This window comes from Rhodococcus yunnanensis NBRC 103083, from assembly GCF_001895005.1.
Lineage (GTDB): Bacteria > Actinomycetota > Actinomycetes > Mycobacteriales > Mycobacteriaceae > Rhodococcoides > Rhodococcoides yunnanense.
The window spans coordinates 96387-117875 of the sequence record NZ_BCXH01000002.1; the positions used below are offsets into that span (position 1 = coordinate 96387).

Below are 21489 nucleotides of genomic sequence, written 5' to 3' on the forward strand. Positions count from 1 at the left end.
CGACGCTCCTCCCGGTCGGGCCCCACCGGGTTCCGGTCACTGCTGCGGATTCTCCGAGCGTGTGTGCGCCGCTGACGTCCGGTCGGCAGTAGCACTCTCTTCGCGCGCCGAGGTGGCAGCGAGGGTACCCAGCAAGCTCAATGTCCGAGCCGATTCCGTGCCGGGCGCAGCGTGGTGAATCACCAACTGCATCCCGCTGGCCGGGGCGATATCCAGTTTTTCGTGCAGCAGGTGCATCTCACCGACCTCGGGATGCACGAAGTGGCTGATCCCGTTGCGGCCGTGGCCGACCTCGGCCCGCGCCCACAGGTTCCGGAATCGTTCACTGTGAATCGACAGCTCGCCCACCAGTTCCGCCAATCTCGGATCGTCCGGGTCGGCAGTCGTCTTCGAGCGAAGCCCTCCGACGATCTCCGCGGTGATGTGGCTCCAATCCACGTACAACTCTCGATCCGAAGGATCCAGAAACAACTGCCGCAGAACATTGTTCCCCGGTGTGAAACTCGGCGAGAGCGCCCGGGCCATCCTGTTCGCAGCCAACACGTCGAAGTACGTCCCCACCACGTACGCAGGCATGGGCAGTTCGTCGACGAGCTGCCCGATCCCGGTGGGCACCTTCTCGTTACGGCGCCGCATTTTTCGATCCGACGAGGGTGCCGCGAGCCCGCGCACGTGGAGGGTGGTTACCTCGTCGAACTGCAACACCGCAGCGATGGCGTCGACTACTTGGTACGACGGATGCCGATCACGTCCCTGTTCGAGGCGAAGATAATAGTCCGGGCTGATGCCAGCCAGCATGGCCAACTCTTCGCGCCGCAGTCCGGGTACGCGTCTGCGCGAACCAGGGGCTATCCCGACGTCCTCCGGCGTCACCATCGCTCGGCGCGCACGCAAGAACTCTCCGAGTGCGTTGCTCTTGTCCATCCCTCGACGATAGGCCTCTCGCCCCGGCCGTGACTGTCCCTGCCACACCCAGGACAAGCACGGCGTACCCACCTCTCGCCCTGGACGCCCAGACTCGATTTCAGTCGACATCGACCGAGCGCACATCGAACCTTTTGGAGAATCGCATGACCATCACCCTCATCACCGGCGGAAACAAGGGCCTCGGCTTCGAGACCGCACGCCGCTTGCTGGCCCACGGCCACACCGTCTACATCGGCGCACGCAACGAAGCACTCGGCCGTGACGCTGCTGATCGACTCGGCGCGAAGCTGCTCGTCGTGGACGTCACCGACAACGAATCGGTCAGCGCAGCGGCGAAGGAACTCGCCACCAAGGAGGGCCGACTCGACGTCTTGATCAACAACGCCGGGGTCTCCGATTCCATGGTCACGGCCGAGGATGCGACATCCGACGACATGCAGCGTGTCTACGATGTCAACGTCTTCGGCGTCGTACGAGTCGTCAACGCTTTCCTACCATTGCTCCGCGCGTCCGATGATCCCGCAATCGTCAACGTCGGCAGCGGACTCGGCTCCTTCGGTATCGTCACCGACCCCGAACGCTTCGAATCCCAATGGGCAGTACCGGTGTACGCCTCGTCGAAGGCTGCTGTGCACATGCTGACGGTGCAGTACGCGAAAGCGCTTCCCGACATTCGCATCAATGTTGCCGACCCCGGCCCGACCGCCACCGACCTGACGAACAACCAAGCGGCCCAGACGGTTACCGAAGGAACGGACGCAATCGTTCACCTGGCGACGCTGGGTGCCGACGGACCGAGGGCGACATTCACCGACCGTCGTGGCAGCGCCCTGTGGTGACCCAACAGTCGTAGAAGTGCAGGTCCGGCGGTGGCCACGTACCCAGTGTCCACCGCCGTACGGCCGCTTACTGCGCGGGCGCGACTGCGGGATAGGTCGGATACTCGATGCCGGACAGGTATTGCACTGTCCGCACTACCTGGCACGAGTACCCGAATTCGTTGTCGTACCAGACGTAGACGATTGCCGTGTCACCGTCGACGATCGCCGCATTCGCATCGACGATGCACGCCGCCCTCGATCCGATGAAATCGCTCGAAACCGCGTCCGTCGCTGCCGTGTAATCCAGATTTCGACTCAGCGGCCCTGTCAGCGACGCCAGACGCAGGGAATCCAGCACCTCCTCTTTGGTGCTCTCTTGGCGCAGTTGCAGATTGAGGATGGCGACCGAGACATCCGGGGTGGGCACACGGATCGAGTTACCGGTGATCTTGGCCTTCAGATCCGGCAACGCCTTCGCGACAGCCGACGCCGCACCGGTCTCGGTCAGGACGAGGTTGAACGGTGCCGAACGACCCCGACGATCCGCGCTGTGGAAGTTGTCCAGCAAATTCTGATCGTTGGTGAACGAGTGCACGGTTTCCACGTGCCCGCGCACGATGCCGAACCGATCGTCCAACGCCTTGAGCGGCGGAACGATCGCGTTGGTGGTGCACGATGCGCACGAGAAGATGGTCTCCTGCGGATCGAGGGTGCGGTGATTGACACCGTGTACGACGTTCGGCACATCGCCCTTACCCGGCGCCGTGAGCAGAACCTTGGCGATACCCGGACGCAGATGCGCGCTCAGACCTTCGCGGTCACGCCATTTACCCGTGTTGTCGATCAAAATCGCGTCGGCGATGCCGTACTCGGTGTAATCCACACCGGACGGCTCGTCGCTGTAGATGAACTTGATGACGTTGCCGTTCGCGATCAGCGTGTTGCTCTCCGCGTCGACCTTGATCGTGCCGTTGAACTGGCCGTGCACCGAATCCCGACGCAGCAACGATGCACGCTTGGCCAGATCCCCTTCCCCGCCCTTGCGTACGACGACGGCACGCAGATTCAATCCGCCACCCGAGCCGGATTTCTCGATGAGCAACCGGGCCACGAGGCGCCCGATCCGACCGAAGCCGTACAACACGACATCGCGTGGCCCCTGAACTGCATCGCTCCCAGCGGAGCCTGTCACCTCGCTGAGCAGATCCGCAGTGAACTCAGCAACCGACAGACCGCGATCATCGGCACGATAGGTCATCACCAAAAGCCCGAGGTCGATCTTCGACGCTCCGAGATCCAGATCGGCCAACGCTTCGAGGAACGGGAAAGTCTCGTCGACGGACAGCTCGTTGCCGGTGATCTGCCGCGCGAAGCGGTGGGTGCGAAGAATGCTGATGACCGACTTGTTCACAAGCGACCTGCTGTGAAGGAGGATCGTCACGTTCTTGCTGCGATGCAGGCGGCCGATGATCGGAATCATCGACTCCGCGATTGCTTCCTGGACGTTCCAACGGGTGAGTTCTTCAGTGGTCACAACTGACATCTTATGATTCTGTGAATTCGCACCGACGCATGCCACGCCCCCTGACGTAGCGCAGCAGTACGAAGTAGCGTTCGGCTCGTGCGCACAGGGCGGCTTCAGCCGGGCCCGCTGGCGCACACGCACTACGACGGTGCGACCGGTCTTGCGGCAAGTACTCGACGCCATCGACGACGCCCCGGCCTGGATCCGCAACGGCCGACACGACAAGGCACTCGTCGGCGAGCTCTCCACGCAGGCGAACTCTTCCGCACACGCTGGGCGTCGCAGGATGTCCGCGTGCGCTGCAGTGGGCGAAAGCGGTTGCAGCATCCCATCGTCGGACGACTCGATGACGACTCCCTGACGACCAGGTCGCCCCGGAGAGCCGTCAGGCCACCGTGAAACGCACGGTATTTCCGGCTGGGTCGAGCAACGTGGTGTTGAGCGGAGAGTCCGTCGTCACGGTGAGCCCGGCATTCCCGGATCCGATGTCGATCGCGATCTGCTTGGTCCACTCGCCGCCCTCCGGCGCTGCTGCGTTGATCGCAGCGGAGTTCAGGTGGACCATCCAGGTGCCGCCCGTCGGCCGTGTGCCGCTGTACGGGTCGACCCACGGTGCATCGAAGTTGTTCATGTTCACGAACACCGTCAACGGGCAGTCGGTGGTGAAGAACGTGCGCCAGGTCAGCGTGACCACCGCGATGCCCGGCCGATCGTGCGGGGTGTATACGTCGCCGCCGACCTCGCCTGCGCACGGTAGCGACAACTCTCGTCCCAGGGAGATGTTGTACGGGAAGGGCGTGAACTCCTGATGATGAGCTGAAGCCACCCCCGGTGTGCCGAGGAGAACCGCAGCCGCAGCGACGCCCTTAACGACGTCGGCGAGCAAGGCCAATGCCGACAAAGCCGAGTTCTTCGTTGCACGCATGGCATCCCACGGCCTGACCACATCGCCGAATACTTCCGGGAACTCAAGCACTTCACGATGCTCGACTCGGCACAGAAGATCGTCTGCCCCACACTCGTTCTCGAATCGGAAGGGGACCCGGTCGGCGGCGGAGGCCGAATCCTGTTCGACGCCCTCGGATCCACCGTCACGGTCTACCTCGACCCACCGGCATCGAGCGGGCTCGCCGGTCACTGCGGCGGGCTCGGTCAGCAGGTCTGGGAGCGACTGGTGTTCGACTGGCTCGACACAGTCCTGACACCCACCCGAACGGCTGCCGACAGATAGCCGCGAACGCGGCAGGCTCGGGAGGCTCGGCAGAAAAGCCTACGTTCAATCGCCGATGTTTCTGCAGACTATTTCCACCAAGATCACCTACGAACAGCCCGCAATCTCACGCCCCACTCTACGAACGGAAACCTCATGTACAAGACCGATTCCCTGACCGGAAACAGAGAGAAAGCAACGACCATGAATATCGATCGTCGACGCCGCCGAGGTGCCATTTTGGCAGCAGTCACCGCCAGCCTGATCGCCGCCGGTGCCGCTCCCGCCGCAGCCGCACCCTCATTCGGCTCCTCCGACCACCCTCCCCTTCTCGGTTCGAGTGTCGGAATTCATCTGTCCAACAACACCGACACCACGTTCGTACTGACCTCGGTCAGCGGCGACAACGAAGGCGTCCCACCGATCGGAAGCCAACTGCCGGCCAATTCCCCCGCCACCTACCTCGATTTCGAAGTCACCTGGCGGGCAGCGAAGAAGACCACGGTGACCGCCGAATTCGATGTCTACGGCCTCGACGACACCATGCACACCGTGCAATACGGCACCGCGAGAGTGGAACTGTCGGTCGATGCAATCCGCGACGTCTCCGCCCACGCCACCTTCACCGACGCAGGAAACTGGCCACTGCAACTGTGTACCGCGTTGGCAGACGAAGACGACCCCTGGTTCTACAACACCTGCACCTGACGCAGGAAAGAACACAACCCGAGGTACCCCGACCCACTCCGATCACACATCGAATCGAACGAGGAACAGATGACACCCGACCGCGTCTACACCGTCGCCGACTACCTGCTCGACCGCCTCGTCGAGCTGAGCGTCGACATCGTCTTCGGAGTACCAGGCGACTTCACTCTCGGATTTCTCGATCATATCGACGCGCACCCAGCACTGACGTGGGTCGGCACCGCCAACGAACTGGGCGCCGGTTATGCCGCAGACGGCTATGCCCGGGTGCGGGGCCTCGGCGTGGTGTGCACGACGTTCGGCGTCGGCGAACTCAGCGCAATCAACGCAGTGGCGGGCGCCTACGCCGAACACGTCCCCCTGCTACACCTCGTCGGATCACCCACCGAAGCCGTCCAAACAGCCGGCCGCCCCACACATCACTCCCTCGGCGACGGAGACTTCCTCCACACGCTGCGCATGACCACCGAAATCACTGTCGCGCAGGCCATGCTGACCGCGGACACCGCTGCTGCAGAAATCGATCGCGTGCTTCTGCACATCATCGCCCGCAGTCAGCCCGGATACCTGTCCTTGCCCGCCGACGTCGCCGAGGCACCCACGACTCCACCCACATCGCACCTGACACCCGCACCGGCACCGAGCGATCCGGTCGCTGTCCGCGAATTCCGCGCAGCCGCGGCACATTTGCTCGCAGGCCACACGCCGGTCGTGCTGGCCGACATCTTCGTCCACCGCGCCGGCGCCCAGGCCGAACTCGACACCCTCATCGACCGCGGAGGATTGAAATACGCCTCCTTGATGTGGGGCAGACGCGTCGTCGACGAAAGTGGGCCCGGCTACCTCGGACTGTATCTGGGCGCTGCAAGCAATTCGGCCGTGCGCGATGCGGTCGAGAACGCACCCACTTTGATCACCGTCGGTGTGTACTTCACCGACCTCATCTCCGGATTCTTCAGCCAGCACCTCGACCCCGCCAGCCGCATCGACGTACAACCGCATACAGCAGTAGTGGCAGGACGTGTCTTCGTCGACATCGAAATGCGCGACGCGCTAGCCATTCTCACCGAGATGACACCAGTAACTTCCGGTGCTCCCCTCTCGCCCACCGAAAGCAAACCGCTGCCCACCCCGACGCCCAGTGCAGGGCACAAACTTACACAAACCGAACTGTGGTCTGCGGTGTCCTCAGCGCTCACGTCGAGGGACCTGGTTCTCGCAGATCAGGGCACCTCCTACTACGGCATGGCCGGACATGCGCTACCGCACGCAGCGCTGTTCATCGGACAACCGTTGTGGGCCTCGATCGGGTACACCCTTCCCGCGCTCCTCGGTGCATCGTTGGCAGCGCCGCATCGTCGACCTGTCCTGCTCATCGGTGACGGCGCCGCACAGTTGACCTTCGCCGAACTGGGCACCATCATCAGGCTCGGCCTGAGCGCGATCATCGTCGTGGTCAACAACAACGGTTACACCGTCGAACGTGCGATCCACGGCGCCGACAAGACCTACAACGACATCGCGTCCTGGCGGTGGACGCTGCTCCCCGAAGCGCTTGGTGCCGAGCATGGGCGGTTTCACGCCGTGTGCGTGGACACGACCGAGGACCTCGAGACCGAGCTGCGTGATGCGGCGGTCCACGGTGACCGCCTCACGCTCATCGAAGCACGCACCGCGGAAACAGATGTTCCGCCGGTGCTGCAGGCAGTGGCGGCCGCCGCTGCGTCCGCAAACGACCCGACTCCGAGGTCCAACAGAACCTGAAAACGCCGCTTCTGCTTGCAGTTTCGCCCCCGACGCTTAACCGCACAATGCGGTCGACCTTGGCAGCGGAGTCGAATTGCGCGGCACACACTCGATCAGGTCACCTTCTGGCCGCTCCACGGGCCGCTTGGGCACTCGACCTACCAACAACATCGAGCCGGGCTCCACCCGGCACCACTGATCGGGCAACCACAGGAGCCCCGCGCCCACGAGCTGGCGCTGGTACAGCGATAGTTAGGGGTGAGTTGTGACTACCCGTGACACGCCGGCAAGCACGGACCACAGTGCCCCAGGTCCAGCTGCTGACCGAACCCACGTGGACCTCTGACCGTCCGACTTCGCCAACACGTCTTTCGATACGAAAAAGGCCTCCTGTCCCGCACATTCGTGCAGGTCAGGAGGCCTATCGCGCTCCCCCGGCTGGACTCGAACCAGCAACCGTCCGATTAACAGCCACATGAGAGCCATTCCAATTGATCCAGGTGGACACTCCTTGCATGCCCTGACCAGCTGTTACGGTCCGATGCCGTCCACAGGCATCCGCGGGGTTAGGACGGCACTTGTGACAACCGCGTGACAAGCATTCGGGACCGTCGACCGGTACTCGGCCCGGTAAAGCGCCAATTCCGCACCGCAAAGAAACCCGGGCAAGTCCCTTTCGTGTTCCTCCGCTCGCTGTAAATCGCGATCGTCATTGGGGCCTCGCCCGGCGCCTTCGGCCCGTGACCTATTAATCGTCGTCGCGTGGACGACGGCTGAGCCGTCGCCTTACCTACTCCGGGTCGTCCTCCCAGCCCTGGAAGCTATCCGCGAAGGAAAGCACTCGGGGCGCAAGCGGGCTCAAAGGCGGGCACATGTTCCGGCGGGTGAAGCCCGGGCCGTTTTGCAAGGCGCGCTGTCCCTGCACACCCTCGGGATACCGCGCCAGGAACTCCCGTACCGTCGCAGCGTCTTCGCCCGCGTCGGGGTACAAGATTCGATCTAGCTTCTCCTGCAGCGACCCCATCAGCGGCTGAAGCGTCTTGATCATGTCCAAGACACTGGGGTCAGAGGACATGGATTCCAACTCGTTCCGCTTCAGCCAGGGCTTTCCTCGTTCCTCTTTGGTAAAACCAAACATGTAGGTGCGATCCATGTACACGTTTATGGCGTTCTCGCCGTGCAGGCGTAAGTCGAAGTCGTACTTGAAGGCGTTGATGTCGCCGTGCAGCAGGGCATCGCGCATTTTGAGCAGCCAGCGGTACTCGAACGACGTCGTCTTCAAGTCAGTGAACAGAGCCAGCACGGCCTGTTCCTGCGGCGTTTTGCGGGCGAAGGTCTCGCGTACGGCGCGGACGCTCTGATCCTCATGGCTCTGTAGTGCACTGGTGAAGCTAATCAGCGCCGAACGAACCTTGCGCCTGCGCTCGTCCCACGCGTCCTCATCGAAGATTCCGATCTTGTTGTCTCGCAGGTCCAGAAGAATCGACGCCAACGCATCCAGGAATCTGTCGCTTTCGTCCTGGATATGCCCCAACAGTTCGCTGTCCAGCATCTTTCGAAGCCGTTCGTACGCATCGCGGTAGCGCTTGTCTTCTGCTTCAGTCAACGAGCACACCTTTGTGAAAATCGGAGCATCCGACTTGCTTGGGTCCAGGTAGACCAGGATTGCACCGTACGGATCCGCTTCGGCCTCAGCGTCCTGGGCTTCCATCTCGGCGTTGCGCTTCCCAATCAGTTCCATCGCTTCTTGCATCTGCTTAGCTGCAGTCGAAATGCGCTGCTCGGTTTGATCCCTCGGTGGCAATCCTTCTGAAAGCGAACGCGTGCAGGCGGACAGCACATCATCCATTGCAGCCTTCAAATGCGCCTGCGCCGTCTCGCGTGTGTAACGATCCCGGACGTCAGGTGTGTCCGCCCAATCCATGATTACGTCTGTCGTCGCCACGGTCAGTGCAGCAACGGCTTCCAACGCCAACAGCATCGCGGGCGTCCGGGCCGGAACCATGTTCGGCATTACCACGGCCTGCAGCGCCTCAAGCACATTGTTGGCGAAATCGGTGGCACTGCCGCCCTCGATGTCATCAAAGGCTGCGGCAAAGGCTTCCAGCCGGCCGATCCACTCACGTACCTGCACTGCGTCGTTCTGTTCGCTGTCATCCATTTTCGTTCCTTTGTCGTACTGTCACAAAGTGTGTGGCTCCCTTCTGGTGGGCAGCCATATAGAAAAGCACAGCGGGCTGATGAATGCACGACCTTTCTCTCGGCGTGTCCGGTTACGAGATTGCGCTTCGGAACCGGATATCAGAGCTAGAGGCGGAGGTCGTTTCGTTGCCGGACACTATCGACCATACGGACATTGCCCGGAGGGCGTCCGAACGCCGGGCGCCGTACGGCGTTGCCGGTAACCGCGACGACGGACAGGCTAAAGATGGGTATAGGGACACCCTGATTTGGCTCACAGTCCTCGATGTCGCCAAACAGGAGCCCGGGTGTGATGTCTGGTTTGTCAGCAATAACTACTCGGATTTCGGAGCAAAACTCGAGAACTCCGATTCTCGCGATACTTTCGAGTACCCACTTGACTGGCATTCTGAACTGTCGCCTGAGCTGGACCAGCAGGGATTACTGAGTCGAGTGTTCTACGCGCGCAGTTTGAGCCGGCTTGAACAGCATCTTCTCTCGAAGTTCGCTTGGCAGGTCCCCGATAGTCGGACCACCGCGTTTTAGAGTCGCGGTTGTGTGAGTTCAGTCGATCTCGCACCTGTCCACCGGTTGGTGGGAGTGGGTGCATTGTGCAGCGTACTCGGCAGGCGTGAGGTAGCCCAGTGACGAGTGTCGGTGCCGATGGTTGTGGTCGTCCTTGAAGTCCTCGATCACCACGCGGGCCTCTGCAGAAGAGTTTGAGGCAAGGGGGTTTAATGATCAATAGGAATTGTGGGCAAAGTTATCCCCAGATTTTAACTTGCCTCACCGACTGCAAGTCCATCATTCTCTCGTGCTTGGACTCTCTCCAACTCCAGTCGAATGTTCTGTTCGAATCTTTCTCTTGTAAAGAAGATGCCTTCCGGCTGAGAAATTTCCGTATAATCGACGTGTCTGATGAGCGTTACCTTGGACTCTGCAATTATTCCGAGATCTCCCTCGATGATATCTAGGGATTCAGCAGTGAGTGTGTGAGCATTGTCCAAGACGAAAATATGACGTGAGGTGTCGCTTTTTTCCGATACTAGATAAATGCCGAGATAAGGTACGGCATGGTATGCGCAATACTTCATGACCGCCTGGCTAATGGTACGTGTACGCATCTTTGCTACCTGGTCGGATTCGCTACTTTTTAGTTCTCTGACGGAGTCCAGTATCTCGTCTATTTTCTGATCTGGTGTACGATGCGCGCTACTGCTAGCAGTTGTTTTAGCTTTTTCTAAGAGTGCGCTTTGAGTGTTCCACTGAGAATCAAAGCGCGCAACGATCCATTGTTCTTCCTTGCCTAGTACTGTGGCAATAGATTTTACGACACCAAGCATTCCTGGTCTATCGAGTTCTACAGACTGGTACTGGCTAAGGGTGTTCGGCATTTCTCTTGGTGAGCTAAAATCGACCATTATCGGCGCAACCCGATTGTAATTATCGTTGCCGCTGAAGGTCGCGCCAATCGCGCCCGCTTCGAAGTTCAGCCAGGGTGCTTCTTTGTTTTCGAGAGTCACGATGACAATTCCAAAAACCGAACTTTGAATATGTCCGTTGATCTCGTATAGCCACTTGTTTCCGGGATCAATGGCACCTGATGAAGTCCATGGCTTGATGTCGTCGAACAACAGAGGGAGCCACTCCTCTAAAACAGTCGCTACAGCCTTCGCGCGGTCTCCTGACCAGCTAATGAAGATTGTTTTCTTGCCGTCCGCAGTCATGGTAAGAGGCTATCAGCGCCGTTCAATAAAGATCATCGAAGGGGTCTAGATCCAGGGGACATCCCAGAGCCATCGGCGCCGTTGCGGGTGCCCTGGGTGACGAAATCACCGCGGAGTGAGTGTCCACGAGCGCGAGAGCGGTGGGGTCGGAACCGGCGCGACCACGAGCTCTTTTTCCTTCGCATACAGTCAGCCCGACCCAGCGTCTCCCAACTAGGCCGGTTCCGTAGCATTCCAGCGGCTACAGGAGGCGTCCGCCAGAAGTGGGTGACTGAGTGTCAATGGATTACTGGCTCGCTGACCTAGCGACAGTCGAAACTTGCCTGCATTCGTCGTGCGTTTTACTATCGGAGTGTGAGACCACCGGCAAAACGCCGAGCTTGTTATGCAATTTCTAGGACTCAGCGACGGATTAAACAGCGTCGGTATCAGATAAAGATCGATAAAGGGATTATTTGCATGCACGGTCCATGGACAATCGAATCTGGTCGCTCAACCTGTACGAACTCCGACATCGCCGTCGCCATTTCCTGGATACTGTCGACCATCGGACCCATACCCGCGACTGCTCCGCGACGTACGATGTCCGTTTTGGCATCGTATTCGAGGTTTACACCGGTGACCTTCCCGATAAGGTTGAAAGTCCCACCAATAAGCGTGGCTTTTGCTGCTTCTGAAAAAAATTCTCGGCTCGCTGTCATTACAGCAGTGCTTTCTTCCGACACAAAGAGCAGGTCAACCACGGGCGATTCTTGCAAGTCCTCCCTAAGGAGCTTCATGATCTCACGACCGCCCCTCATCTCGTCGGTCTGCTTGCGAGCTGCTTCGGCTTGAGCTTTGGCCGCCTCTTGCTGGGCCTTAGGCATCGACCTGAGTGCGGCCCTGTTCAGGGGCGGCGCGGTATCACCGACATCTGTGAATTGCTCAACGAACGGCCAAATTCGATCGACGGTGTCGAGAATGATTTCAATAGGGCTCTCCTCGACCACGCCCGAAATTTCGACCAAATCTCCAGCTTTGAGTCCAGCAAGGTCTGATACGAGATCCACACGCTTGAGGGCCTGGTGGTAGTCCAGCGCAGCGTACAGGCGGTTAAAAAGCGATGCCGCAGTATGCTCGCGGACAAACCTCTGTTCTGCTGAATTTTCATGGCTGGACGTCCGACCGTACTTCCCCGAGGCACCTAGGTTCAGACCGAGCATGCTAACAAGAGATGGCAGTCCGACTTCGCCTTCGCCGCCGAATTCGTTCGCCTGACCAGATCCCTGACTCTGAGAGATCTCGGTGGTGAAGCTCACGCCGTTCTCAAGCGTCGCGAGAAAACTTAGAAGCATTGGCGTATCAAGGTACACCGGATGCATCAGTCTGATTCCGACAGGCTCTTGCTTCCTAGATTCATTCTCAGCCATTGCCTCAGCCTAACAAATAGAACCTAGCGGTACGGTTACAGCCAGCGTAACACCTATTTCATCGCGGCCAGGTAGATGACCCAACTGCCCCTACCAGCCGCTACCCTCCGGCACCGCTCGCCACCGGACCCCGATCCTCTCCATGCGTCCACTCGCCAGATCCGCTCGGCAACTACAGCCCTGAACGCGTCGCGGGCCGTGCGAACAGACCCGCCCGCCGAACTCGTGAAGAAGTCGAGATCCTGCGTCGGACGCGCAGTCAGGCTCTACGCCACCAACGCCGCCCCACCCGCGAGAAGAAACCCCTCACTGGCAGACAACGAGAAGAACAACCTGGCCACTCGAACCTGGAATCCCTTGAGCACTCCGTCCCCGACGTCGTTCACGTTGCGCTCGACAACGCATCAACCACGGACTCCCACGCCGCCCGAACATCACGCGGCAGAACCAACTCCGGCCACACATCGACCAGAAGCACACCATCGATATACCTCAGCACCTCCTCCGACCGACCCTCGCGCAGCACGATCTCGTACAACCTCGCCCGCTCCACACGGTCCGCCAACCTGAACTCCTGGCCCGGCGAAGACCAATTCAGATCCAGCGGCAACACCACAGTCGCCAACGCATCGGTAACCGCCAACCGGGGCAACGACGTCGGCACCCGATACACCCGACCACGAGCACCCTGCACATCCACGAACTCCACACGAGGCACAGCCTCGACATCGAAGCCCGCCTCCCCCAGCACACGCTCCAGAGTCTCCAAAGACGGTGACTTGCGGCCGTTCTCGTACGCCGACAACGTCGGACGCGACGTATTCGCCCGACGCGCAAGCTCACCCTGCGTCAGACCAGCAGCACGACGCGCACGCTCGACGAGCCCGTGTCCAGCCATGACCGCTACCCCCTCGAGGCTATGTATCCAATCGGATACCTTACACCGCGAAGACGAGCACCGCCCAGCAGTCGACGCCACTGGAATCCGACTACTGCCTGGACCCCTCCACAGGACGAGTTACGAACGAGTTGTGACAACCCGTGACAAGCCGCCGAACACAGACCACAGACCCCCAGGTCCAACAGCTGACCGAACCCACGTGAACCTCTGACCGTCCGACTTCTCCGACACGAAAAAGACCCCCTGTCCTGCAAGTACATACAGAACAGAGGGCCTATCGCGCTCCCCCGGCTGGACTCGAACCAGCAACCGTCCGATTAACAGTCGGAAGCTCTGCCAATTGAGCTACAGGGGATTACTTCGTGGCTTCGCACTGTCGTGCGGGCCGAGAGAAACAATAGCGCACACCCCCATAGGAGTACCAAATCGCCCTGTCGGAGCCGCGTCAGGCAGGATGGTGGGACGCGCGGGAACGGCCGGAGTGGAGCCTGCGGAAAGACCGACCAACACTGCGGGAGGACAATGATGATCCGATTGGTTCTGGCTGCAGGGGCAGCGTACGTACTCGGAGCCAAGGCAGGTCGTGGTCGCTACGAGCAGATACGCAAGACCGCTGCGGCTGTGGCGGGCAGCCCTGCAACGAGGAAGGTCATCGAGGTCAGCAGGCAGAAGCTGTCCGATTCGCTGAACACTCAGCCGAAGCTCGAGCCGATGAAACCGATCGACGAAGACACCCAGCTCTACATCCCGCAGGACCAGCTCCGGAAACGCTAGACGACTTCTTGGACGTTGCCGACCGCCTGCTCGAGCAGGCTGCGTCGGTACTGTTCGAGTGCGATGACGTCCCCGAGCAGCGCGTAGTACTCGTCCTGATTGTCGGCCGGTGACATGCGCTGCATCTTGGATTTGAGTTCGGCGACCTGCTCCCCCACCCACACTTCCTGTAGCCGCGCCAGCACACCCCCGATGTAGCGGGTGAGAGCTGCGTCGGCGACGCGGATGTCCTCGACCGCGAGCTCCATGACCAGAGACTGCACAACGCGGTCCTTGGTCTGCTTGGCTACCGTGTCGACCCACTGCGCCCCGCCCAGACCGGCGGCAGTGCCTCCAGCCGCTGTGACGGCGGCGCTGACAGCCGCGTACGAGGGATGGGTGAACGATTCCGGGGGCAGCGAGTCGAAGACCGATCCCGCGATCGAGGGGTGTTGCAGGACCGATTTGAGGGCGTCTCGTTGAGGCCACAGTTTGGTATCTGCTGGATTCGGGCGCACGAATTTCGAGGCGACCGCCTCCTGCGCCGTCGATTGTGATTTTTTTCGCTGCTGAGTCTTCAGCTCGCGCCTGCCCGAACTTTCTTGTCGCTTGACTTCCTCGTTGACCATAGACCTGATGCGGGCAGAGTCGTCCAGCCCGGACAAACCAGCCCTCCTGGTGATCAGGTGGATGCCCTCTTCTCGCTGGGTCGGATCCTTGATCGACGCGACGACCGGTACCACCAGCTTCGCCGCCTCGAAACGCTCCGCGGGCGAGTCGAGGTCACTCTGATCCAGCAGCGAACGAACGACGAACGAGTAGAGCGGAACGCGTCTGGCAACGAGATCGCGCACGGCGCCGTCGCCGGACTTCTGCCGCAGCTCGCACGGGTCCATGCCGTCGGGCGCGATGGCGACGAACGTCTGGCCTGCGATCTTCTGGTCGCCTTCGAACGCCTTCATCGCCGCAGCCTGACCGGCAGCATCTCCGTCGAAGGTGTAGATGACCTCGCCGCGAAAGTAGCTGTCGTCCATCATGAGTCGGCGCAACATGGCGAGGTGATCCTCACCGAACGCGGTGCCGCACGCCGCCACCGCTGTTTTGACGCCCGCGAGGTGCATCGCCATGACGTCGGTGTATCCCTCGACGATGACGGCCTGGTGGGATTTCGCGATTTCCTTGCGGGCCATGTCGAGTCCGAAGAGCACCTGGGACTTCTTGTACAGCATGGTTTCCGGTGTGTTGATGTATTTGCCGGGCATGGTGTCGTCGTCGAACAGTTTGCGCGCACCGAAGCCGATGACGTCTCCGCTCTGGCTGCGGATCGGCCACACGAGTCGTCTACGGAATCGGTCGATCGGCGTCCCGCGCTTGCCTGGCGTCGCAAGTCCGGCGTCGATGATCTCCTTGGCTTCGAATCCTCGGCCCAGCAGATGCTTGGTCAGCGTGTCCCAGCCGTCGGGCGCGTACCCACAGCCGTAGGCGAGTGCGGCCTGGCCGTCGAAGTTGCGTTCGGTGAGGTAGTCGCGTGCGGTCTGCGCGTCGGGCTCGCTCAACCGTGCAGCGTAGAACTCCTGCGCTGCAGAGTTCGCCGCGATCAACCGAGCGCGCGTCCCGCGGTCTCGCTGAACCGAGGGTCCGCCGCCCTCGTAGGTGATCGAGTAGTTGAGCCGATCGGCGAGCTGCTCGACGGCCTCGACGAAGGAGATGTGCTCGATCTTCTGCAGGAACGAGTACGCGTCGCCGCCTTCACCGCAGCCGAAGCAGTGGTAGTGCCCATGGTTGGGCCGCACGTGGAACGACGGCGACTTCTCGTCGTGAAAGGGACACAGCCCCTTCATCGAATCGCCGCCCGCGCGCTTGAGCGAGACGTAGTCACCGACGACGTCTTCGATTCGTGTGCGTTCGCGAATGGCGGCAATGTCACGTTCAGGAATTCGGCCGGCCACACGGGCAGTGTAGTCCCGCCTCCCGACCGATCGGGAACGGATCAGCCCCAGCTGGCCTGAGCGCCGAGGCTGCGCTTGTCGATCAGTTCGAGCCTGCTCTCGGTGTACGACGCGATCTGGTCGACGACCACACGAGTGCGCTCGGCATCGGTCTCCGCGCGGTTCCAGGCGGGCACCAGAATGGGGTCCAACTCACCGGGCGCAGAGCGCAGCAACCACTCCGCCACGCGGTGGATGCGATCGCGCTGCCGCCCCTGACGGACCTTGTGACTCGCGTCGGACATCACGTACCGCAGGGCCATCGTCTTCAGCAGTGCCACCTCGGAGCCGACGATCGCCGGAATCACCAGATCGGCGTCGTAGCGCGTCAGTGGATCGGTGCCCCACTTCTCGTGGGTGCCGTTGATCGCGGCGGTCGCGAACCGGCCGACCAGCTCACTGGTGAGGTGCTTGAGCGCAACCGACGCCGCGAGCGTCCCGTCGTACTGCCCCACCGCGACGACCACGGGCATCCGCGAGAGCCGCTCTGCCGCCTCGATCAGCTCGTTGGCGTCGAGTCCGCGGAATTCCGCGACGCCCAACTCGGCGAGTTCGCGCTGCTCGGCGCGGTCGCCGAGAGACCGCAACGCGATGCGCCCGTCGATGACCCCGTCTTCGACGTCGTGCACGGAATAGGCGACGTCGTCGGCCCAGTCCATCGACTGCGCCTCCAAGCATTTACGACGGTTCGGCGCGCCGTCACGTACCCAGTCGAGGATCTTCTCGTCGTCGTCGTATGCCCCGAATTTGGCGCCGGGCTGCGGGCGCAACCACGGATACTTGATCGCCGCGTCGAGGGACGCGCGCGTCAGATTCAGACCGACGCTGCGGCCGTCGGCGTCGAGGATCTTGGGTTCGAGACCGGTCAGGATGCGGAGGTTCTGCGCGTTTCCTTCGAAGCCGCCGCAGTCGGCGGCGACCTCGTCGAGTGCTTTCTCACCGTTGTGGCCGTACGGCGGGTGGCCGATGTCGTGTGCGAGTCCGGCGAGATCGACGAGGTCGGGGTCGGCGCCGATGCCCTCGGCGATGCTGCGTCCGATCTGTGCGACCTCGAGTGAATGTGTCAACCGGGTGCGCGGGGTGTCACCGTCACGCGGGCCGGTGACCTGGGTCTTGTCGGCGAGGCGTCGGAGTGCCGCGCAGTGCAGAACTCGGGCGCGATCACGTGCGAATGCGCTTCGATGCGACGCGTTCTCCCGCGCACTGTCCAACCCGGCCGTCTTGGGTGCCTCGGCGACGAAGCGCGCATAGTCGTGTTCGCTGTATGTGCTGCTCACTGTCATTGACCTGCCGTGTAGGAGAAATCCGCGTTGAAATGCGTCAATTGGTACCAGAGCAACGCGCCTGTCTCTCGCGCAATTCCGTGGGCCTGCGACTCCCGTGTGTAGACGGCCGGTCCGGTGCGAGTCGGCGAGGTCCAGGCATCGAGTCCTGCATCGCGCGCCATCGTGCGGGTGCGTAAGGAATGCCACGGATCACTGACCAGGACGACAGAGGACTTGTCCTGCTCCCTCAGCGTCTCACTGACCGCCTCGATGCTCTCCAACGTGTCCGAACCCTGCTCGACGGCGATGATCTTGTCCGCGGGGACACCCTGGTCGATCAGATAGTTCCGGCCCGAGGCCGCCTCGGTGTAGAGGTCTCCCTCCTGCTTCCCGCCGACGGTGACGATCTCCGGCGCAATGCCCTGCTCGAACAGCTTGGCTGCCTGGGACAGGCGTGCCTCGAACACAGTGGATGGAGTACCCGAGTACTGCGCTGCACCGAGAACCACGATGGCGTCCGCCGGAGAATGATCGTCGATGCGCGCAACCTGCCACACCCGTATCGCCGTCCCGCCGACGACGAGAAGCCCCATCAGAACGACGCCGATCACAAGCCTCGTCGTCCAGCGCCCGAGCGTGCCGAAGAAGCCGAGCCGCGCAGGCTTGGCGTCGGGTGGACCGTAGGGATCCCCATAGGAATCGCCGTACGAATCACGGTCGAGAGTCGAGTTCACCCCACGAGTTTGCCAGCCGCGCGGACCGGCCGTCGGCGCGGCGCGCTGATACGTACCGGGCGATGCCTCACAACCAGCCGCGCGCCTCGGCCACACGGATGGCCTCGGCACGCGTCGTCGTACCCGTTTTCCCGATCGCGGCAGACAGATGATTGCGGACGGTCCCCTCCGACAGGTGCAGAGTCTCGGCCACGCGTGCGGCCGTTCCTCCGGCGGAGGCAACGCGAAGAACATCCTGCTCACGGGCGGTCAGGGGCGATATCCCCTCGGTCAACGTCTCACTCGCCAGGGCGGGGTCGACGACGCGTAGACCCATGTGGACTCGTCTGACGGCGTCGGCGAGCTGGCGGGCCGGGGTGTCCTTGACGACGAATCCGTCCGCACCTGCATCGAGCGCGCGTCGCAGATATCCGGGCCTGCCGAAGGTGGTGACGATGAGAACGCGGCACGAGGGCAACCGAGCTCGCAGTTGTGCGGTGGCCTCGATGCCGTCGAGTCCTGGCATCTCGACATCGAGCAGGGCGACGTCGGGTGCATGCAGGACGGCGGCGTCGAGAACCTCGTCGCCGCGTCCGACCTCGGCGACGACCTCCAAATCGGATTCCAGGTCGAGCAGAGCGGCCAGCGCTCCTCGGACGAGGGCTTGGTCGTCGGCGAGCAAGAGCTTGATGGTCATGGTGCTGTCACTTCCACTCTGAAGCCGCCGCCGTCACCGCGGCCGATGGCCAGCGTGCCGTGCGAGGACTTCACCCGTTCGGCCAAGCCTCGCAGACCGTGTCCGTCGCCGGAGGATTCCCCGGTGATTCCTGATCCGTCGTCGTGAATTTCGATACGTGAGGCGCTGAGTTCGACGGAGCACCGCCGGGCGCCGCTGTGCCGGATCACGTTGGTGACGGCCTCGCGCAGAGTCCATCCGAACAGTTCACGGTTGCGTAGCGGCACCATGTCACCGTCGGGCGGCAGTTGCGCCTCGATGCCGGCTGCGGTGAGCGCCGAACGCGCGCTGTGCAATTCGACTGCGACGTCGACTTTTCGGAGACCACCGACCGTTGCGCGTACGTCACCGAGTGCTTCGCGCGCAAGTGCTTCCACCTGTCCGATCTCGACCGCCGCCCGAGCGGAGTCGATGTCGATCAGTCGACCGGCGAGTTCGGCCTTCACGGTGATGACGGTCAGCGAGTGCCCGAGGATATCGTGTACGTCGCGGCTCACACGTTCCCTCTCGGCCACGATGGCGAGATCGGCGAGTTGTTGCCGGGCGACGGCAAGTTCGTGGTTTCGCTTGAACACCTGGGTGATTCCCCACGCGGCCACGGCACTGATCACGAGTTGAAAGGCGAAGAAGGTTCCCGGGTCCCAATCCGGGACGACTCGCGGCACGACTTCGACGACGACGACCAGTGCGATCACCACTGCCCATGCCTGACGGTTCGGCAGGGTCATCACCGCGAGCACCGCCATGTAGATCGTTGCCCCGAATGCTTGGCTCCCGACCATCACCGCGAGCACCGCTATGAGCACCGCCATGACTGCCAGACCCGCCCATGCCCAACGTAGATCGATTTTTCGTCCCGCTCTGTTGGCGTTCCGGAATCCCCAGAAGGTCGCCACGAAGGTTGCACCGAACACGACAACAGCCGCGGTCCCGGTGATTTTCTGCCACACCGCCGGAAGTGCGAACACTTCGCCGAGCGGATAGGCCAAATAGAACAACCAGATCAGGCCGAAGACCCAGCCGAACCGGAACATCCGAGTCTCGCTGCCCAGTGCATCCGGTTCGGCTGGAATCATGATGCTCACGCTAGTACGCCTCCTCAGACGCGCTTGGTATCGCGGCGGAACAGGATCGCCGCGCCGACGACGAACACACCTGCCCAGAGCACGAGGTTGAGTACGGCCACAGCCAGGGTGCCGAGCGAAGGGTCGGTGAACGGGGCCCGCGACACGGTCGCCAGGCCGTACAGCGGGGTGAACTTCGCGACCGCGGTGAACCATCCACCGTCTGCCAGCGGAACGAACAGTCCACCGGCGAACGCGAGGACTGCCAGTACCGGTCCCAGGACCTGCATCACGTTCTCCGACGGGAGTAGGTACCCCATGAACAGGCCCAATGCCGCGAACACCGAGCTACCGAGCCAGGCGATGACACCGGTGGCGACCCAGACCCAGATCGGCATGTCCGCCCCGAAGGCGGCCGCGACGATGAACACCACGATCACCGACGCCAGTCCCATCGTCATGGCAACGAGCATCTTGGTGACGATGTAGGCCACGGGATGCAACGGCGTCAGGCGCAGTTGCCGGCTCCATCCCTGCGCACGCTCCACCGACACCATCGCACCGCCACTCGTCGCGGCGAGCATGGCGCCGTACACCGCCATGCTGATCGCGATGAACGCGGTCACATTGCCATGCGCGAACGCATAGTTCACTCGGAAATCCGACTGCGTTCCGAAGATGACGAAGAACACCGGCGGCATGACCAACGTGAAGACGACGGTGCGACGGTTGCGAATCAGCCTCTTTATCTCGAGGCCGAGGAACGTCGGGCTGAATCCGCCCAGTGGCAGTACTTTTCGCGGCGCGAGTGTGGTCATTTCGAGCTCCCTACGAGGTCGGCGGAACGGTCGGTGGTCAGAGCGAGGAACGCGTCCTCGAGGTTCTTGGAGACGATTTCGAGATCGACGGCGCCTGCGGCGAACAGGTGACGAGCAACGGTGTCGGAATCGCGACCGTGCACGATGACTCGCTCTCCTCTGGTCTCGACGCGATCGACACCAGGAATGCGCAGCAGCGCCGACGTCTCGATCCCCGGTGCCGTCGCAGTGACTGTGCGGCCGGACGCGAGGTTCTTCACCTCTGCGGCGCTGCCGTCCGCGACGATCCGGCCCTGCCGCAGTAGCACGATCCGATCGGCGTACGCGTCGGCCTCGTCGAGGTAGTGCGTCGCGAACAGAACCGTTCGGCCACCGCGAGCATCGCGGCGGATCGCATTCCAGAAATCGCGCCGTCCTTCGACGTCCATCCCCGTCGTCGGCTCGTCGAGGACCAGAAGGTCCGGCTCCGGCAGCAGCGCAAGCGCGAACTTCAGCCGCTGCTGCTGGCCGCCCGAGCATTTCCCGACGCTACGATCGGCGATCGACGAGATGCCCGCTCGCGCCAGCACGTCGTCGATGGGTTGCGTGTGCGAGAACAGCGCCGCGGTGAGGCGGACGGTCTCGCGGACGGTCAGGTCTCGTATCAGTCCACCGGACTGCATCACCGCCGAGATCCGGCCTGCCTTGATCGCGGCTTCGGGCGCGGCACCGAACACTCTGGCCGTGCCGGAGTCGGGTTTCGCGAGCCCGAGCAGCATATCGATCGTCGTGGTCTTGCCCGCGCCGTTCGGGCCGAGAAGCGCCACGACCTCGCCCGGTTCGATCCGCAGGCTCACATCGGCCACGGCCTGCACCGACCCATAGGACTTGCTCAGGTGTTCCAGATGCACTGCTGGTGTCGTTGTCATGAGAAGAACTCTGCTCGCGACGACGCCCGAGGCCCTCGTCCGTGCGTCATGATCCCGCCATGACGACTGTCATGGTCACCTCCCGTCGA

21 protein-coding genes, 1 tRNA gene and 1 pseudogene are annotated in these 21489 nt (G+C 62.1%); 7 read left to right on the forward strand and 16 right to left on the reverse strand.

Annotated features, from left to right (window positions below; translation table 11 throughout):
- Positions 1-36: 36 nt before the first annotated feature.
- Positions 37-924 (reverse strand): helix-turn-helix transcriptional regulator, encoded by an 888-nt coding sequence (locus RY1_RS04770; protein WP_072802403.1) that lies wholly within the window; start codon positions 922-924, stop codon positions 37-39.
- Between the two features lie 146 nt (positions 925-1070).
- On the opposite strand from RY1_RS04770, the gene RY1_RS04775 reads away from it, so the two are divergent.
- The gene (locus RY1_RS04775) at positions 1071-1766 is read left to right on the forward strand and encodes an SDR family NAD(P)-dependent oxidoreductase (protein WP_072802404.1); all 696 of its coding nucleotides are present in this window, start codon (positions 1071-1073) and stop codon (positions 1764-1766) included.
- Positions 1767-1833: 67 nt separating this feature from the next.
- Here RY1_RS04775 and RY1_RS04780 read toward each other — a convergent pair whose 3' ends face one another.
- Positions 1834-3282 carry a glyceraldehyde-3-phosphate dehydrogenase gene (locus tag RY1_RS04780; RefSeq protein WP_072802405.1) on the reverse strand — a complete coding sequence of 483 codons (1449 nt, stop codon included), beginning with the start codon at positions 3280-3282 and terminating at the stop codon, positions 1834-1836.
- Between the two features lie 87 nt (positions 3283-3369).
- On the opposite strand from RY1_RS04780, the gene RY1_RS04785 reads away from it, so the two are divergent.
- Entirely contained in the window at positions 3370-3672 is a 303-nt protein-coding gene (locus RY1_RS04785; protein ID WP_169914569.1) for an MmyB family transcriptional regulator, read from the forward strand.
- Here the strand turns inward: RY1_RS04785 and RY1_RS04790 are convergent.
- Positions 3659-4249: a hypothetical protein gene (locus RY1_RS04790; RefSeq protein ID WP_072802407.1), complete on the reverse strand. Its 591-nt coding sequence runs from the start codon at positions 4247-4249 to the stop codon at positions 3659-3661. The two genes, RY1_RS04785 and RY1_RS04790, sit on opposite strands and share 14 nt — an antisense overlap.
- A gap of 6 nt (positions 4250-4255) precedes the next feature.
- Here RY1_RS04790 and RY1_RS04795 point away from each other — a divergent pair, with 6 nt between their 5' ends.
- The 3 genes from RY1_RS04795 (at position 4256) to RY1_RS04805 (ending at position 6955) form a co-directional block, all read left to right on the forward strand.
- Positions 4256-4504, forward strand: coding sequence for a hypothetical protein (locus RY1_RS04795; RefSeq protein WP_072802408.1), 249 nt, complete (start codon positions 4256-4258; stop codon positions 4502-4504).
- Between the two features lie 135 nt (positions 4505-4639).
- Entirely contained in the window at positions 4640-5191 is a 552-nt protein-coding gene (locus tag RY1_RS04800) for a hypothetical protein (RefSeq protein ID WP_072802409.1), read from the forward strand.
- Between the two features lie 69 nt (positions 5192-5260).
- The gene (locus tag RY1_RS04805) at positions 5261-6955 is read left to right on the forward strand and encodes an alpha-keto acid decarboxylase family protein (protein ID WP_072802410.1); all 1695 of its coding nucleotides are present in this window, start codon (positions 5261-5263) and stop codon (positions 6953-6955) included.
- A 772-nt stretch (positions 6956-7727) separates the two neighbouring features.
- On the opposite strand, the gene RY1_RS04810 is transcribed toward RY1_RS04805, so the two are convergent.
- On the reverse strand, positions 7728-9098 hold the full coding sequence (locus RY1_RS04810) for a hypothetical protein (protein WP_072802411.1): 1371 nt from the start codon (positions 9096-9098) through the stop codon (positions 7728-7730).
- A gap of 83 nt (positions 9099-9181) precedes the next feature.
- On the opposite strand from RY1_RS04810, the gene RY1_RS30930 reads away from it, so the two are divergent.
- The gene (locus RY1_RS30930; RefSeq protein WP_072802412.1) at positions 9182-9664 is read left to right on the forward strand and encodes a PIN domain-containing protein; all 483 of its coding nucleotides are present in this window, start codon (positions 9182-9184) and stop codon (positions 9662-9664) included.
- Positions 9665-9682: 18 nt separating this feature from the next.
- On the opposite strand, the pseudogene RY1_RS04820 reads toward RY1_RS30930, so the two are convergent.
- The 5 genes and pseudogenes from RY1_RS04820 to RY1_RS04840 form a co-directional block, all read right to left on the reverse strand.
- Positions 9683-9829: pseudogene (locus RY1_RS04820) on the reverse strand (integrase core domain-containing protein); the annotation flags it as partial.
- A 65-nt stretch (positions 9830-9894) separates the two neighbouring features.
- Positions 9895-10845: a toll/interleukin-1 receptor domain-containing protein gene (locus RY1_RS04825; RefSeq protein WP_072802413.1), complete on the reverse strand. Its 951-nt coding sequence runs from the start codon at positions 10843-10845 to the stop codon at positions 9895-9897.
- A 428-nt stretch (positions 10846-11273) separates the two neighbouring features.
- On the reverse strand, positions 11274-12254 hold the full coding sequence (locus RY1_RS04830) for a DUF6414 family protein (RefSeq protein ID WP_072802414.1): 981 nt from the start codon (positions 12252-12254) through the stop codon (positions 11274-11276).
- Between the two features lie 382 nt (positions 12255-12636).
- Positions 12637-13152: a helix-turn-helix transcriptional regulator gene (locus tag RY1_RS04835; protein WP_072802415.1), complete on the reverse strand. Its 516-nt coding sequence runs from the start codon at positions 13150-13152 to the stop codon at positions 12637-12639.
- A 285-nt stretch (positions 13153-13437) separates the two neighbouring features.
- A tRNA-Asn gene (locus RY1_RS04840) sits at positions 13438-13510 on the reverse strand.
- Between the two features lie 170 nt (positions 13511-13680).
- Here RY1_RS04840 and RY1_RS04845 point away from each other — a divergent pair.
- Positions 13681-13929, forward strand: coding sequence for a hypothetical protein (locus tag RY1_RS04845; RefSeq protein WP_072802669.1), 249 nt, complete (start codon positions 13681-13683; stop codon positions 13927-13929).
- On the opposite strand, the gene dnaG is transcribed toward RY1_RS04845, so the two are convergent.
- The 7 genes from dnaG to RY1_RS04880 all read right to left on the reverse strand — a co-directional run bounded on the left by dnaG (position 13926) and on the right by RY1_RS04880 (position 21400).
- On the reverse strand, positions 13926-15857 hold the full coding sequence (gene dnaG, locus RY1_RS04850) for a DNA primase (RefSeq protein ID WP_072802416.1): 1932 nt from the start codon (positions 15855-15857) through the stop codon (positions 13926-13928). The two genes, RY1_RS04845 and dnaG, sit on opposite strands and share 4 nt — an antisense overlap.
- 41 nt (positions 15858-15898) lie before the next feature.
- The gene (locus tag RY1_RS04855; RefSeq protein ID WP_072802417.1) at positions 15899-17179 is read right to left on the reverse strand and encodes a deoxyguanosinetriphosphate triphosphohydrolase; all 1281 of its coding nucleotides are present in this window, start codon (positions 17177-17179) and stop codon (positions 15899-15901) included.
- The gene (locus RY1_RS04860; protein ID WP_072802418.1) at positions 17176-17895 is read right to left on the reverse strand and encodes a YdcF family protein; all 720 of its coding nucleotides are present in this window, start codon (positions 17893-17895) and stop codon (positions 17176-17178) included. Before RY1_RS04860 ends, RY1_RS04855 begins: the two co-directional genes overlap by 4 nt.
- A 67-nt stretch (positions 17896-17962) precedes the next feature.
- Positions 17963-18571: a response regulator transcription factor gene (locus tag RY1_RS04865; protein WP_072802419.1), complete on the reverse strand. Its 609-nt coding sequence runs from the start codon at positions 18569-18571 to the stop codon at positions 17963-17965.
- Entirely contained in the window at positions 18568-19686 is a 1119-nt protein-coding gene (locus RY1_RS04870) for a sensor histidine kinase (protein WP_072802670.1), read from the reverse strand. Before RY1_RS04870 ends, RY1_RS04865 begins: the two co-directional genes overlap by 4 nt.
- A gap of 23 nt (positions 19687-19709) precedes the next feature.
- Positions 19710-20492 (reverse strand): ABC transporter permease, encoded by a 783-nt coding sequence (locus RY1_RS04875; protein ID WP_072802420.1) that lies wholly within the window; start codon positions 20490-20492, stop codon positions 19710-19712.
- Positions 20489-21400, reverse strand: a complete 912-nt coding sequence (locus RY1_RS04880) for an ABC transporter ATP-binding protein (protein ID WP_072802421.1) — start codon at positions 21398-21400, stop codon at positions 20489-20491. Before RY1_RS04880 ends, RY1_RS04875 begins: the two co-directional genes overlap by 4 nt.
- Positions 21401-21489 lie beyond the last annotated feature (89 nt).

Bases quoted from the DNA above. Each gene is read 5' to 3' on its own strand.
- RY1_RS04870 (WP_072802670.1), bottom strand. From the start codon at position 19,686: ATGATTCCAGCCGAACCGGATGCACTGGGCAGCGAGACTCGGATGTTC.
- RY1_RS04795 (WP_072802408.1), top strand. From the start codon at position 4,256: ATGCTCGACTCGGCACAGAAGATCGTCTGCCCCACACTCGTTCTCGAA.
- RY1_RS04875 (WP_072802420.1), bottom strand. From the start codon at position 20,492: ATGACCACACTCGCGCCGCGAAAAGTACTGCCACTGGGCGGATTCAGC.
- RY1_RS04770 (WP_072802403.1), bottom strand. From the start codon at position 924: ATGGACAAGAGCAACGCACTCGGAGAGTTCTTGCGTGCGCGCCGAGCG.
- RY1_RS04775 (WP_072802404.1), top strand. From the start codon at position 1,071: ATGACCATCACCCTCATCACCGGCGGAAACAAGGGCCTCGGCTTCGAG.
- RY1_RS04810 (WP_072802411.1), bottom strand. From the start codon at position 9,098: ATGGATGACAGCGAACAGAACGACGCAGTGCAGGTACGTGAGTGGATC.
- RY1_RS04800 (WP_072802409.1), top strand. From the start codon at position 4,640: ATGTACAAGACCGATTCCCTGACCGGAAACAGAGAGAAAGCAACGACC.
- RY1_RS04830 (WP_072802414.1), bottom strand. From the start codon at position 12,254: ATGGCTGAGAATGAATCTAGGAAGCAAGAGCCTGTCGGAATCAGACTG.
- RY1_RS04845 (WP_072802669.1), top strand. From the start codon at position 13,681: ATGATCCGATTGGTTCTGGCTGCAGGGGCAGCGTACGTACTCGGAGCC.
- RY1_RS04825 (WP_072802413.1), bottom strand. From the start codon at position 10,845: ATGACTGCGGACGGCAAGAAAACAATCTTCATTAGCTGGTCAGGAGAC.
- RY1_RS04835 (WP_072802415.1), bottom strand. From the start codon at position 13,152: ATGGCTGGACACGGGCTCGTCGAGCGTGCGCGTCGTGCTGCTGGTCTG.
- RY1_RS04880 (WP_072802421.1), bottom strand. From the start codon at position 21,400: ATGACAACGACACCAGCAGTGCATCTGGAACACCTGAGCAAGTCCTAT.
- RY1_RS04855 (WP_072802417.1), bottom strand. From the start codon at position 17,179: ATGACAGTGAGCAGCACATACAGCGAACACGACTATGCGCGCTTCGTC.
- RY1_RS04805 (WP_072802410.1), top strand. From the start codon at position 5,261: ATGACACCCGACCGCGTCTACACCGTCGCCGACTACCTGCTCGACCGC.
- RY1_RS30930 (WP_072802412.1), top strand. From the start codon at position 9,182: ATGCACGACCTTTCTCTCGGCGTGTCCGGTTACGAGATTGCGCTTCGG.
- RY1_RS04865 (WP_072802419.1), bottom strand. From the start codon at position 18,571: ATGACCATCAAGCTCTTGCTCGCCGACGACCAAGCCCTCGTCCGAGGA.